At 62.5% G+C, this 13,020-nt stretch carries 11 protein-coding genes; 6 read left to right on the forward strand and 5 right to left on the reverse strand.

What is annotated here, in order from left to right; translation table 11 throughout:
• The first annotated feature begins 82 nt into the window (after positions 1-82).
• From GRO01_RS03055 to GRO01_RS03065, 3 genes are read left to right on the forward strand one after another with little or no spacing between them, the layout of a single operon-like run.
• Complete coding sequence (locus GRO01_RS03055) at positions 83-2,041, forward strand: polysaccharide biosynthesis protein (RefSeq protein WP_141306799.1); 1,959 nt, start codon at positions 83-85, stop codon at positions 2,039-2,041.
• On the forward strand, positions 2,038-3,180 hold the full coding sequence (locus tag GRO01_RS03060) for a DegT/DnrJ/EryC1/StrS family aminotransferase (RefSeq protein ID WP_062509367.1): 1,143 nt from the start codon (positions 2,038-2,040) through the stop codon (positions 3,178-3,180). The genes GRO01_RS03055 and GRO01_RS03060 overlap by 4 nt, the downstream gene beginning before the upstream one ends.
• Positions 3,177-3,605: a hypothetical protein gene (locus GRO01_RS03065; protein ID WP_062509365.1), complete on the forward strand. Its 429-nt coding sequence runs from the start codon at positions 3,177-3,179 to the stop codon at positions 3,603-3,605. The genes GRO01_RS03060 and GRO01_RS03065 overlap by 4 nt, the downstream gene beginning before the upstream one ends.
• Positions 3,606-3,684: 79 nt before the next feature.
• On the opposite strand, the gene GRO01_RS03070 is transcribed toward GRO01_RS03065, so the two are convergent.
• The 3 genes from GRO01_RS03070 to GRO01_RS03080 all read right to left on the reverse strand — a co-directional run bounded on the left by GRO01_RS03070 (position 3,685) and on the right by GRO01_RS03080 (position 8,919).
• Positions 3,685-4,830 carry an AI-2E family transporter gene (locus GRO01_RS03070; RefSeq protein ID WP_062509363.1) on the reverse strand — a complete coding sequence of 382 codons (1,146 nt, stop codon included), beginning with the start codon at positions 4,828-4,830 and terminating at the stop codon, positions 3,685-3,687.
• Between the two features lie 160 nt (positions 4,831-4,990).
• Positions 4,991-6,769, reverse strand: coding sequence for a Hint domain-containing protein (locus GRO01_RS03075; RefSeq protein ID WP_062509361.1), 1,779 nt, complete (start codon positions 6,767-6,769; stop codon positions 4,991-4,993).
• 242 nt (positions 6,770-7,011) lie between these two features.
• Positions 7,012-8,919, reverse strand: a complete 1,908-nt coding sequence (locus tag GRO01_RS03080; RefSeq protein ID WP_062509359.1) for an ABC-F family ATP-binding cassette domain-containing protein — start codon at positions 8,917-8,919, stop codon at positions 7,012-7,014.
• Positions 8,920-9,065: 146 nt separating this feature from the next.
• Between GRO01_RS03080 and ndk the strand changes: the two genes are divergently transcribed.
• On the forward strand, positions 9,066-9,488 hold the full coding sequence (gene ndk, locus GRO01_RS03085; RefSeq protein WP_011253445.1) for a nucleoside-diphosphate kinase: 423 nt from the start codon (positions 9,066-9,068) through the stop codon (positions 9,486-9,488).
• Positions 9,489-9,629: 141 nt separating this feature from the next.
• A complete protein-coding gene (locus tag GRO01_RS03090) occupies positions 9,630-10,301 on the forward strand; it encodes a glutathione S-transferase (protein WP_062509357.1) in 672 nt (223 codons plus the stop codon).
• A gap of 24 nt (positions 10,302-10,325) precedes the next feature.
• Here the strand turns inward: GRO01_RS03090 and purN are convergent, their stop codons facing one another.
• Together purN and purM are read right to left on the reverse strand one after the other, a co-directional pair.
• Positions 10,326-10,958: a phosphoribosylglycinamide formyltransferase gene (gene purN, locus GRO01_RS03095; RefSeq protein ID WP_062509355.1), complete on the reverse strand. Its 633-nt coding sequence runs from the start codon at positions 10,956-10,958 to the stop codon at positions 10,326-10,328.
• The gene (gene purM / locus GRO01_RS03100) at positions 10,955-12,040 is read right to left on the reverse strand and encodes a phosphoribosylformylglycinamidine cyclo-ligase (protein ID WP_062509353.1); all 1,086 of its coding nucleotides are present in this window, start codon (positions 12,038-12,040) and stop codon (positions 10,955-10,957) included. Before purM ends, purN begins: the two co-directional genes overlap by 4 nt.
• A 102-nt stretch (positions 12,041-12,142) precedes the next feature.
• On the opposite strand from purM, the gene GRO01_RS03105 reads away from it, so the two are divergent.
• Positions 12,143-12,856 (forward strand): DnaA/Hda family protein, encoded by a 714-nt coding sequence (locus GRO01_RS03105; RefSeq protein WP_062509351.1) that lies wholly within the window; start codon positions 12,143-12,145, stop codon positions 12,854-12,856.
• Positions 12,857-13,020 lie beyond the last annotated feature (164 nt).

Below are 13,020 nucleotides of genomic sequence, written 5' to 3' on the forward strand. Positions count from 1 at the left end.
GACTTTATGGGAGGGAGGCTTTTGGCGCTATAAGGGGCGCGTGACATCTGTTCATCCTACAGGGCCCACATCTCCGGCCTCAATGCCCCCTTCCGGCCCGTCCTCGCGTACATCGATGCAGGCACGCCGCATCGCACTTAATGTCGCGCTCGACGGAGTCGTGTCCGCAGCGGCTGTGCTGGTCGCGCGCTGGCTGGCCGATCCGGCGGGAGGATGGCTGCACCCGCTGTGGTTTATTGCCGGGGGCGGGATCACGCTGCTTGTGGGGGGGCTGCCCTTTCGTATTCCGCAGCAGTACTGGCGGTTTTCAGGTGTGGCGGACCTGTTCAACATCGCCTGTGCGTCTATCCTCAGCGCGCTGTTGTTTGCAGGATTGCTCCATGTGGCGGGCTATCCGCTGCCGACGCCGACCTTCCCTATCATTCATGCGCTGGTCCTGCTCGTCTTCTTGGGCGCGATCCGGATGATGTGGCGACTGGCGGCGCGGCGCAAAAGTGTGGCGCTTAATGGTGAGCGCATCCTGCTGCTTGGGGCGGATCATGAGGCTGATCTGTTCATCCGGGCCATGGAGCGGGACAGGGTGAACAACCGGCGTGTGGTTGGGCTGCTGACTGGTGGATCGCAGCAGGCCGGGCGGCGGATTCATGACTGCCCGATTCTCGGAACCATCAGTGAGACGCCAGCCATTCTGGAGCGGCTGTTTGCTTCGGGAAAGCTGCCGGATGCGCTGGTCATTACGGCCGGGGAGATCAAGGGCAAGGAACTGTCCCGTATTCTCGAAGCGGCACGGGCCTATGACATTGATGTACAGCGTACGCCATCGCTGACTGCGTTGCAGCCGGCTGATCGGGTGGAGCTTCGGCCCATCGCGATCGAGGATCTGCTAAACCGGCCGCCAGTGGCGCTCGACTCGCAGGGGATGGCACGGCTGATCTGTGGGCGCGTCATTGCCGTGACGGGGGCCGGAGGCAGTATCGGTTCCGAGCTGACGCGACAGATCGCATCGTTCCAGCCGGACATGCTTTTGCTGATCGAAAGCAGCGAATATGCGCTGTGGCAGATCAATCTGGATATTTCGGAACGCTTTGGCGATGTGAAACGCCATCAGATCATCGCGGATGTGCGTGACCGGCGGCGGATGGCCGAAGTGTTCGGCGCGTACCGGCCGCAGATCGTCTTTCATGCGGCGGCGCTCAAGCATGTGCCCATCGTGGAAGACAATCCGGTCGAGGGTGTGCTGACCAATGTGATTGGCACGCGGATCGTCGCGGATGAGGCCGAGCGGGCCGGGGCGCAGGCGATGGTCATGATTTCCACGGACAAGGCAGTCAATCCGTCCAGTCTGATGGGCGCGAGCAAGCGCTGTGCGGAGGTGTACGGGCAGGCACTCGATATGCGGGCGCGGGCCGGGCAGGGCGGTATGCGCTGCGTGACCGTGCGGTTTGGCAATGTGCTTGGGTCCACGGGTTCGGTTGTGCCGCTGTTTCGGCGGCAGCTTGAGCATGGCGGGCCGCTGACGGTCACGCATCCGGACATGACGCGCTATTTCATGACAGTACCCGAGGCCGTGGGGCTGGTGTTGCAGGCGGCTGTGCGTGGGACGCATGAGCGCGCGCAGAACGATGCGACGGACCAGCGTCTCAGGCAGGGCGGTATTTTCGTGCTTGATATGGGTGATCCGGTGCGGATCATGGATCTGGCGTTCCAGATGATCCGTCTGGCCGGCCTGCGGCCCGAGAGCGATATCGAGATCCGCTTTACCGGGCTGCGGCCCGGCGAAAAGCTGTTCGAGGAGCTGTTCCACGGCCGTGAGGCGCCGGTTCCGACCGATGCGCCCGGTCTGCGGATGGCCTCTCCCCGTACTGTCGATTTTGCCGTCGCCACTGCTGCGATGGATGAGCTGGAGGCGGCCTGTCACGCGAGTGATCTGGGCGCGGTCATGGCTATCCTGTATCGGCTGGTGCCGGAATTTCTTCATAACCGTGACGGCAATACGCCGCTTGCGATGTCCCATCCTGATCCGGAGATGATAGCGCCATGACAAGGCAGATTGCTTTTCTCGACCTTCCCGCCCAGCAGGCGCGGCTGAAGGGCAGCATCCAGAAACGTGTGGACGCCGTCATGGCGCATTGCCGCTTCGTGCTGGGCCCCGAAGTGCAGGAACTGGAGCAGCGTCTGGCGGAGTTCGGCGGTGCGAGACATGCGATCGGCGTGTCGTCCGGGACGGATGCGCTGCTGATGGTACTGATGGGTGAGGAGATCGGGCCGGGAGACGCGGTGTTTCTGCCAGCCTTTACCTATACGGCGACGGCCGAAGTTGTTCTGCTGCTGGGGGGCACGCCGGTTTTCGTGGATGTGGATCCGCAGACCTTCCAGATCAGTCTTGAGTCCCTGAAGGAGCGGCTTGAAGCCGTGCGTCAGGCTGAGGAGTTGGAGCCCCGGGTCGTGATCGGCGTGGATCTGTTCGGTCAGCCCGCGCCCTGGGACGAACTGAAGGCCTGGACGGCGCAGGAAGATCTGACGTTGGTGGCTGATTGCGCGCAGTCTTTTGGTGCGACTTATCATGGTCGCCGTCTGGGGCATGAGGCGAAGGCGACCACGCTGTCCTTCTTCCCGTCCAAGCCGCTGGGCGGCTATGGAGATGGCGGTGCGATCCTGACGGATGATGACGATCTGGCGGCGCTGTATCACTCCCTGCGCACGCATGGGGAAGGGCGCACGCGCTATGAAGTCGAGCGGATTGGCATCAACGGGCGCCTGGATACGCTTCAGGCTGCGGTGTTGCTGGCAAAGCTCGACGTGTTCGGGGACGAGCTGAAGCGTCGGGATGCGATTGCTTCGGCTTATGATGCTGCTATGCCTGCGGGGATCGTGCCGCCTGTGCGCGTTGCCGACAGCGAGAGCGCCTGGGCGATTTATACGGTTCTGCTGCCGGATGCGGGCAAGCGGAACTCGCTGCAGGCGTTTCTGAAAGACGCGGGCGTTCCAACGGCCATTTATTATCCCAAGCCGCTCCATCATCAGCCGGCTTATGCGCCGCATCATGATGGGGCTTCGCTGCCGGTGGCCGAAGGGCTTGGTGCGCGGGTTCTGGCCCTTCCCATTCATCCCGAACTGACGGACGATGACGTCAGCTACATTATTGCAGCCCTTAACCGCTGGGCAGGAGAACAGGCGTGAGACGTGAACAGAAACTTCTGCTGGTTTTTGCGGCCCTTGTTCTCATCCCGGTGGGCATCATCTGGTTCGTGACCTGGCCGCTGCTGCATGCGTGGAAGCTGCCGGAAGTCACGGCCGGGCAGATCAGTGCGCCGGTCAGCCGTGATCTGACGGCGGATGAAGTCCAGAAGGTCAATCTGTGGCTTCAGTCGCATGAAACGGCCTGGGGACCGTCGGGTGAGCGTCCGCCTGCACCGGGGCAGGTTATTCTGGAAATGACTACAGCGCAGGGGCAACCGGTCATTGTGTCCATCTGGAAGCACAAGAAGCAGGACGACATTATTGGGGTTCAGCTTGAAAAGAACGGTCCGTACCGGATGAATACCTTTCCGGATGCGCAGGTCATGGCGCTTCAGCCTGAGGGCGCGCAGCAGCCTGCGAAGTAAGGAACCGGTGACGGTTCAGGCATGAAAAAGACCGGCCTCCTTCGGGAGTGCCGGTCTTTTTTTGTTTTTCGCAGAAGACTTATTTCTTCTGTTTTTCTTCTTCTTCCGTGACTTCGCCGACGGCGCGGCGGGTCTGGTTTTCGTCTTCCAGCGGGGCAGTGGCCTTGTCGCCCATGGCCAGCAGGGCGGCCGTAATGGGGGAGGCCAGGATCAGGCCGGGCGCGCCGAGGATCGAGCCGAAGACTGTCTGTGAAAGGATGGCGAGGGCGGGCGGCATGTGAACGGCGCGGCGCTGGATCAGCGGAGCGAGGACGTTGCCTTCGAAGAACTGGATCACGCAGTACAGGATGCCAACGAACAGGGCTTCATGGGTACCGAGCGAAAGCCCCAGCAGCACGGCCGGAACCGCGCCGAGGATGGCGCCAATATAGGGGATGAAGTTGCACAGGCCAGCCACGACGCCGAGCGCCAGTGCGAGCGGCACGCCGATCAGCGACAGACCAATTCCTGACAGCATGCCGACGACCAGCATGTCCAGTGCCTGCCCGGCGGTCCAGGCCCAGAGGGTCGCGCCGGCTGTGAGCATCAGCTCACGTGCTGCAGGCCGATGCTGGGGCGGCACGAGACGGAGCATGCCGTCGATATAGATCGCCGGGGTGAGTGCGAAATACAGGCCTGCGATCAGGACGACCAGAAGCGTTCCGAGAATACCGAAAACGCTGCTGAGCAGGCCGGTGACTGATCCGGCGAGGCCTGATCCCAGTGAGCCGAGATTGGCCGTTCCAGCGGCGTTGCCACCGAGTGAGGATGGCAGGTGATCGAGCACCATCTGGCCGACCGTAGAGCCGGAGAGATGGGACCGGAGTTCGCCGGACTGGGTGATGAGGGCCTGTTTGAGGCGGATGAACTGGTCACTGATGGCGGGGCCGCTGTTCCAGCCGAGGCCGATCATGGCGATCAGGATGACGCCTGTCACAAGGGCCACCGCGCCCTGATAGGGAATGACGGGAACGTGACGCCGGAGCATGCGGGCGAGGCCGTGCAGGACGATCGCGATCAGGGCCGAGGCAAAGATCACGGCCAGCACGTCACCGACCAGCCAGATCGCCAGCAGAATCAGGGTCAGGGTCAGCGTGATGCGCATGAGCCCGGCGATTCTGGACAGTTCCCGCGCGCGAGGTTCCGTCTCGCTGCGTTCTGCCGGATCGGAAAAGGATATGGGCATGGAAGGGGTCTGTCCTTGGTCAGTCATCGCGGACTGGCTTATGGGCAGAGGGAAAGAGGGTCAATGGGGTCCTCATCGCCAGAGTCGATCCATACGGACAACATCTGCGGCGCCGGGGGTAAAACCGGGCTCCGGAAAGTATCCGAAGCCCGGTTCTGTCTCAGGCGCGCAGGGCGACCGGTGCGATATCGTCTTCGAGGCTGTAAGGGCCGGCGGCGATGATCTGCAGGGTCAGGATCGCTGGTGTCATGGTGTTGAGGCTCAGCGCGGCGTTACCCGCTGTCCAGCGCATGGTGTCAGATTCACGACCGTGCCAGCCATCGGCGTCCGTCGTGAGGTGGCTCGTGATCTGGCGGGTGGCGGCGCTTTCGAACAGCGTCACGTTACCGACCAGAACACCGAGGTCACGACGGTCGTCGAGGAACGGGCCGACCATGTCACAGGGACGGCTGGTGCGGGAGATAATGCGGATATCGCTGATACCGTCGGGCAGGCTGAACACAGCACGGTCACCTGCGATGCGGCGCGGTGCGAGCAGTGTTCCGCAGGGCAGTTGCAGGTTCAGGCCGGACTCCGTGGTCATGGCGACACTGGCAGCGGTAACACCGGCGCGGGCGGCAATGGCCGTCCAGATAGGCTCGACGCGGGCACGGTCCGTGACGAGTTCGGCAGCGGCGTCATGTTCCCAGCTGGCCGGGGCGCCACCGAAGGCAACGACGCGGCCGGTCTGCATGAAGCTGCGGCGGTTGCCGGTATCGAGGTAGGATTCCGTCGTCAGGCCGTTGGCGAGAATGACGGAATGACCATCCGTTTCGATATGCAGGTAGTCGTAGGACGTAATGCTGTAATCCCAGACGATGGATGCGCCGTTGACCAGCATGCGGGCCGGAATGAAACCGCCATCGAGGAACAGGCAGTGCTCGCCGGTGACCAGCAGGTCCGAATGCGGTACGCCATCAGCGATGGCATTGGCGCGGATGCGGACCGGATAGCCGGCCTGATCGTCGGGGACGCCGGCGCGGATGCGGGCATGGGCGCGGCCAACCCAGGTGACGGTGCGGGTTTCGCCTCCGGGAGTGACAACGCTGTCGCCGATCTCGAACGTCTCAACCATACGTTCGCCATCGGGCGTTGCGATCAGTGTCCCGGGCAGGAAGCAGACTTCCTGAAGGTGGATGAGCGTGCTGCCGTCGCTGTCACGGGACAGGGTCACGGTCTGGTTCGCGTAGCCGTTGTAGTTGTCGGCCAGCCTGAAGGTGATCTTTCCGTGGTTGCTGCTGATGACCAGATAGTCGTTGCTGATCGTGGCCGTCGTGCTGCTGCTGTAGCGCAGGAAGTTCAGGTCGAGCGTGCTGCCTGTGTAGAGCTTCGTGTTCTGGACCACGGAACCGAAGTTCACGACCAGTTCGCCACCGCTATGGACGGAGGCATTGCTGATGGCGCCCCAGCTGGAAACGACGGCCGTGCCACCGTTATTGATGCTGGTACCGTTGGCCAGACCTGCCGCAACATACTGCGTGCCACCATTGTTGACCGTGGTGTTGCTGGCCGTTCCGCCGAACACGACCTGATCGCCACCGTTCAGGACGGTCTGGGCTGTGCGGCCGCCGGCATAGACGACTTCGAGGCCACCGCTCTGGACGGTCGTGCCAGAGGACGTGCCGCCGTAGATGACAGCCTGAAGGCCGTCATGGCCGATCGTGGCGTTGCTGGATGATCCACCATATCCGACAATGACGGTTCCACCATTCAGGATGGATGTCTTGGTGACGGAATCGCCATAAAGGACATACAGCGTCCGGCCGTAGCCGCTGACGGTCAGGCCTGAGGCTGACTGCGCGTGATGCGGCTTGTAGGAACAGCCATATGCTCCATAGGACGGAGAACTAGGTGAGCGGCCGTAGTAGCAGTCGGATGAGGAATAATATTCGCGGGTCATGGTTCTGTTTCCTGTGAAAGTCAGAGACCTTGAGAGCTGGATTCTGTTTCCGTCCCGCAACCCATATGTCGGACTGGAAAAACCATCTGCTCAGGGAAGGTAAGGGCGGAAGCCCCTGCGCCTGTTGCCGGTCAGGACCTGCAACAGGGCGTTAACCCGCTGGCGAGCAGATATTTCCCGCAATGGTTAAGAAATAACAAAACTTATTGTTAAAAATTTCCTGCCGCTGAAATGGCAGGTTTTCAGCCCATTGCTTCTTCAAGTTCGGTCTGGGCTTCGAGCCAGGTTTCCTCAATGGTTTCGAGGCTGGCGTTCAAAGCGGCAAGATGGACGTTAAGAGACGTCAGTTCTGCGGCATCGCCGGACTGATAAAGGGCCGGATCAGCGAGTTTGGCCTCAATTTTCGTCTTCTCGCCGGTGAGCTGGGCCATTTTGCTCTCCGCGTCGCGGATTTTGCGGCGCAGGGGGGCAAGGGCGCGGGTCTGTTCCTTGCGGTCAATCCGCTTCTGGGCGGAGGAGGAGCCGCCATCCGCTGATGTCGTGGTGGCCTTGTTACGCTCTGCCATTTCGGCGCGGGCCTTGCGGGCGCGTTCGATGAGCCAGGCGCGGTATTCGGCCATGTCGCCTTCGAAGGGAGCGATCGTGCCGTCTTCGACCAGCCAGAAGCGGTCGGCGACCGATTCCACGAGATGGCTGTCATGGCTGATGAGCACGACCGCGCCTTCGAACTCTGACAGGGCGCGGATCAGGGCGTCACGGGCATCGAGATCAAGGTGGTTGGTGGGTTCGTCGAGGATCAGCAGATGCGGGGCTTCGCGGGTGGACAGGGCGAGGAGCAGGCGTGCCTTTTCACCACCGGAGAGTTCTCCGACCTTGGTTTCCGCACGGTTTTCGTCGAGGCCGAACCGGGCGAGCTGGGCGCGGACGGCGGCGGGGAGCGCGTCCGGCATGGCGCGGCTCATATGGTCGATGGGCGTGTCGGTCAGGACGAGTTCATCACTCTGGTGCTGGGCGAAATAGCCGATCTTCAGCTTGGGCGAATGGGTATAGGTGCCCGACATGGGTTCCAGCCGACCGGCCAGCAGTTTGGCGAAGGTGGATTTGCCGCGTCCGTTCTGGCCGAGCAGGGCGATCCGGTCTTCCATATCCAGACGCTGGTTCAGGCCCTTGAGGACGACGCGGCCGTCATAGCCGAGACTGACATTGTTCAGGCTCAGCATCGGCGGGGGCAAGGGCTGAGGTTCGGGGAAAGAGAAGCGGGTGGGGGTGTCTTCCACGACGCTGTCGATCTGGGGAAGGCGTTCGAGGGCCTTCAGGCGGGCCTGCGCCTGTTTGGCTTTTGTGGCCTTGGCGCGGAAGCGGTCCACAAAGGACTGCATATGGGCACGCTGGGCGGCGATACGTTCGGCGGCGCGGTTCTGCTGAAGGGCCTGTTCTGTACGGATGCGGACGAAATTGTCGTAACCGCCAGGGGTGACGCTGATTTTCTGGTGATCGAGATGGGCGATGGCATCGACGGTATTGTCGAGCAGGGAACGGTCATGACTGACGATGATCGCGGCACCGGAGAACTTCGCGAGCCAGGATTCAAGCCAGAGCGTGGCTTCGATGTCGAGATGGTTGGTTGGTTCGTCGAGCAGCAGCAGATCGGGGTTGAGGAACAGCGCCGTGGCCAGCGATACGCGCATCCTCCAGCCGCCCGAGAAGTCCGAGACGGCGCGGTTCTGGGCGTCCTGATCGAAGCCGAGGCCGGAGAGGATGGCCCCGGCGCGGGCGGGGGCTGTGTAGGCGTCGATGGCGATGAGGCGTTCGTGGACGTCGGCGATGCGGACCGGGTCGGTCGCGGTCTCGGCTTCCGTAAGCAGGCGCGTGCGTTCGAGATCGCCTTCGAGGACCGTATCGAGGATGGAGGTGCTGCCTGAGGGCGTTTCCTGTTTGACGCGGCCCATCGTGGCGCGAGCGGAGAGGGTAATGGTGCCGCCGTCAGGGGCGAAATCACCGGCGATTGCAGCCAGAAGGGTGGATTTCCCGGCGCCATTCTTGCCGATCAGACCGATCTTGCGTCCCGGATCCACGCTGAGGGACGCATTGTCCAGCAGGGTGCGGCCCGCGATGCGGAGGGTCAGGTCGGTGATGGTGAGCAGGCTCACGGGCGCCTCGATCAGTCGGAAGAAAAGAAACAGGGGACGTTAAAATACTGCGACAGACCTATCAGGAACGATGAATTTGCTCTAGTGGAACGGCGGTATTTACCCGCTGGTCCCGGAAGGGGCCGGTCCTAACCAGGAGAAGAAAGATGGCTCTCGAGCGCACGCTTTCCATCATCAAGCCCGACGCAACCAAGCGTAACCTGACCGGCAAGATCAATGCCGTGTTCGAAGGCGCTGGCCTGCGTATCGTTGCCCAGAAGCGCATTCAGCTGACCGAGAAGCAGGCTGGCGCTTTCTATGCGGTTCACAAGGAGCGTCCGTTCTACGGCAGCCTCGTGTCCTCCATGATTGCCGAGCCGGTTGTCGTTCAGGTTCTGCAGGGCGAGAACGCCGTTGCCAAGAACCGCGAAGTCATGGGTGCGACGAACCCGGCCGACGCTGCTGAAGGCACCGTCCGCAAGCTGTTCGCCGAGAGCATCGAAGCCAACTCCGTGCATGGTTCGGACAGCCTCGAGAACGCGAAGAACGAGATCTCCTTCTTCTTCGCCGAGACCGAAATCCTGCCGTAATCTGCGGTTGGGACTTTCTGTCCTGAAGGAAAGGCGCGGGCTTCGGTCCGCGCCTTTTTTTGTTGCTCCGTCTTTGCTCTCAGGGGCTGGGGCAACCTCGTGCTGCTTGCGACCGTTAGCTCCCGATCAAGGGAGAGCCCGATGCTTGTTGTCCATCATCTGAACAATTCCCGGTCCCAGCGTATTCTGTGGCTGCTTGAAGAACTCGAACTGCCTTACGAGATCCGGTTTTATAAACGCGATCCGAAAACGATGCTTGCGCCTCCTGAGCTCAAGCGGGTGCATTCGCTGGGGAAGGCGCCTGTTCTGGTGGATGGGGATGTGGTGCTGCCGGAATCGGGAGCCATCATCGAATATGTTCTCAAACGGTATGGCAACGGGCGTCTGATGCCGGCAGAAGAGACGTCTGACTGGGTGCGGTTTGTGTTCTGGCTGCACTATGCGGAAGGCTCTGCCATGCCGCCGCTTCTGCTGAAGCTGATTTTCCAGATGCTGCCGGAGAAGGTGCCGTTCCTGCTGCGACCTCTGGTCAGGAAAATTGCATCAGAAACCGAGAAGGGATTTGTGGATCCGCAGCTGCGTCTGAACATGGATTTCTGGGAGAGCGAGCTTGCGAAAACCGGGTGGTTCGCAGGAACGGATCTGAGCGGAGCGGATATCCAGATGAGTTTTCCGCTTGAGGCGGCTGCCTCACGGGCGGGGGCGCTGCTCGGGCGGCCGAATGTGCGGGCGTTTCTGGAGCGGATCCATGCCCGTCCGGCCTATCGCCGGGCGATCGAAAAGGGTGGCCCTTACGCTTACGCGAAGCCGTAAAGGGCCACCGTTTCCGAGGCTGCTTTATTTCGCGAAGACGTCGCAGATCATTTCCAGCACGTCCGGGTAGAGCAGGTGTTCCTGCTCCAGAACGCGGGCGGCGAGGGTTTCGGGCGTGTCGGTTTCCAGAACAGGGACGCTGGCCTGTCCGAGGATGGGGCCTTCGTCCACGCCGGATGTGACGAGATGGACCGTGCAGCCATGCTCTTTCACACCGGCCTTGATGGCGGCTTCGTGGGTGTGCAGGCCGGGGAAGGCGGGCAGGAGGCTCGGGTGGATGTTGAGCATCCTGTCTTCCCAAGCTTTGACCAGCCAGGGCGTCAGGACGCGCATATAGCCGGCGAGGACGACCAGCATGGCGCCGGAAGCCTGAAGGGCGGCGTCGATTTCGCGTTCGTGGGCCTCACGATCCTTGCCGAAAGGTTTGTGGTCGATGACGAGGGTTCTCAGGCCCGCTTCTTCGGCGACTTCAAGGCCCGGAGCATCCGGACGGTTGCTGAGAACCAGCACGATTTCGGCCGGATAGTCCGGACGAGCGCAGGCCTCGATCAGCGCGCGCATGTTGCTCCCGCGGCCGCTGATAAGGATCGCGATGGGGACTTTTTCGGTCTTTTTGGCCGGAGCTTTCGCTTTGGTTCTGGAATGCGGCTTCTTCATGCGAAGGAGACCGGGGTCGTCAGGGTATAGGCGTCGTCGGAGCGGACGATCTGGCCCATGAGGAAGCCGGTTTCGCCGCGCGCATCCAGTTCGGCCATGACCTTCTCGGGCTCGGAGGTGACGAGCACCATGCCGATGCCGCAGTTGAAGACGCGGAGCATTTCATCGGTGGCGACGTTTCCGGTTTCGGCCAGCCAGCGGAACACGGGCGGGACAATCCATGCGGAGCCGTCGATGCGGACACCAAGGCCTTCAGGCAGGACGCGGGGCAGGTTGCCGGGCAGGCCGCCGCCGGTGATGTGGGCGCAGCCGTTCAGCAGGCCCTTGGCGTGTAGGTCGAGGACCGTGCGGACATAGAGCTTCGTGGGCGTCAGCAGGGCTTCGGCGAGGGTGTGACCTTCAGCGAAGGGAGCCGGGTCGTTCCAGCCGAGGCCGGAGCGGCGCACGACTTCGCGGACCAGCGAGAAGCCGTTGGAATGAACGCCGGATGAGGGCAGGCCGATCAGCGTGTCGCCTTCGGCGATGTTGGCGGGGAGCAGGTTGTTCCGCTCTGCCGCGCCGACGCTGAAGCCTGCGAGATCGTAATGGCCCGCGGCGTACATGCCGGGCATTTCGGCCGTTTCGCCACCGACGAGGGCGCAGCCGGATTCGGCACAGCCCTTGGCGATGCCCTTCACGACGGTCGCAGCGGCCTCGACGGAGAGCTTTCCGGTGGCGAGATAGTCTAGGAAGAACAGCGGGGTCGCGCCCTGCACAACGAGGTCGTTAACGCACATGGCGACGAGATCGATACCGACATCATCATGCTTGCCGGCTTCGATGGCGACCATCAGCTTGGTGCCGACGCCATCGGTGCAGCTGACGAGGACGGGATCTGTGAAGCCTGCGGCCTTGAGATCGAACAGGGCGCCAAAGCCGCCGAGGCCGCCCATGGTGCCGGGACGGTTCGTGGCCTTGGCTGCGGGCTTGATCGCGTCGACCAGCGCATCTCCTGCGGCGATGTCCACGCCGGCCTGTGCATAGCTTGCGCCGCCGGTCGTGCTGTGGCTCGTGCCGGGGGAGGTGTCAGGCTGATCGGTCATGGTCAAAGGTTCCCGCTGGTTGACGTGACGCCGTTCTAGAGCATCCTGCGCGCTGGCGGAACGCCTGTTTGAAGGCGTAACGGCATGAAAAAGGGGCCTGGGATGACAAAACGGGATGCGGGCGGGGCCGCAGGAGGACATGCGTCCGCGCAGATGGCGTTTCCGCTGCGTCGTGTGACGGCCATGACATCCGAGCGTTTCATCAACGGTCCGTCCAATGCGGCTGCGCGGGCCTGGCTGGCGCGGAACCAGTGGCCTGACGGGCGGCTCTGGCTCTGGGGGCCATCGGGGACGGGGAAGACGCATCTTCTGACAGCCTGGGCGCATGAGCATGATGCGACGGTGCTGGATGCGCGTCTCTTTTCTAGGTCGTCTGCGGGTGGGCGGATCCGGGTGCAGGGCAATCTTGCAATCGACAATGCCGATTCGCCCGGCGATGAGGCGACCATGCTGCATCTGCTGAACGATGCGTTTGCGCAGGGGGACCGGGTTCTGATGGCGGGGCAGCTTCCGCCGTCGCGCAGTCATTTCATGCTGCCGGATCTGGCGAGCCGTCTTCGGGCGACCGCGACCACGGCCACCGGAGAGCCGGAGGACGATCTGCGGGCAACACTGCTTCTGTCGTTGCTGGCGGACCGACAGCTTGTGGTGTCACAGTCGGTGACGGAGTGGCTGTGGCGGCATCTGCCGCGGACGGGCAATGCACTGGTTTCGGCGGTTGAACGGCTGGATGAGGCGGCTCTGGCGCGCAAGCAGCCGATCACGCGGGCGCTGGCGATGGAAATGCTGCCGGATCTGCTGACGCCCGAGGGATAGGCGTCATAGGAGTGACACAAAAACTCCGTTTGACATGCCTATCCTGCGGCATGACCTTTTGTGCGACCCGTATTTCTGTGTGTTCCGGAAGACCCCATCGTGACGACTGAAGATTCCCGGCCCGCTCCGCGCCGCCGCTCTCCCCGCAAGCCCCGCAGTGCAGT

It is taken from the genome of Gluconobacter roseus NBRC 3990 (assembly GCF_006538885.1).
Taxonomy (GTDB): Bacteria; Pseudomonadota; Alphaproteobacteria; order Acetobacterales; family Acetobacteraceae; genus Gluconobacter; species Gluconobacter roseus.

Coding starts and splice junctions, on each gene's coding strand:
- GRO01_RS03070 (WP_062509363.1), bottom strand. CDS start 4,830: ATGCCCATATCCTTTTCCGATCCGGCAGAACGCAGCGAGACGGAACCT.
- ndk (WP_011253445.1), top strand. CDS start 9,066: ATGGCTCTCGAGCGCACGCTTTCCATCATCAAGCCCGACGCAACCAAG.
- GRO01_RS03060 (WP_062509367.1), top strand. CDS start 2,038: ATGACAAGGCAGATTGCTTTTCTCGACCTTCCCGCCCAGCAGGCGCGG.
- purM (WP_062509353.1), bottom strand. CDS start 12,040: ATGACCGATCAGCCTGACACCTCCCCCGGCACGAGCCACAGCACGACC.
- purN (WP_062509355.1), bottom strand. CDS start 10,958: ATGAAGAAGCCGCATTCCAGAACCAAAGCGAAAGCTCCGGCCAAAAAG.
- GRO01_RS03075 (WP_062509361.1), bottom strand. CDS start 6,769: ATGACCCGCGAATATTATTCCTCATCCGACTGCTACTACGGCCGCTCA.
- GRO01_RS03090 (WP_062509357.1), top strand. CDS start 9,630: ATGCTTGTTGTCCATCATCTGAACAATTCCCGGTCCCAGCGTATTCTG.
- GRO01_RS03055 (WP_141306799.1), top strand. CDS start 83: ATGCCCCCTTCCGGCCCGTCCTCGCGTACATCGATGCAGGCACGCCGC.
- GRO01_RS03105 (WP_062509351.1), top strand. CDS start 12,143: ATGACAAAACGGGATGCGGGCGGGGCCGCAGGAGGACATGCGTCCGCG.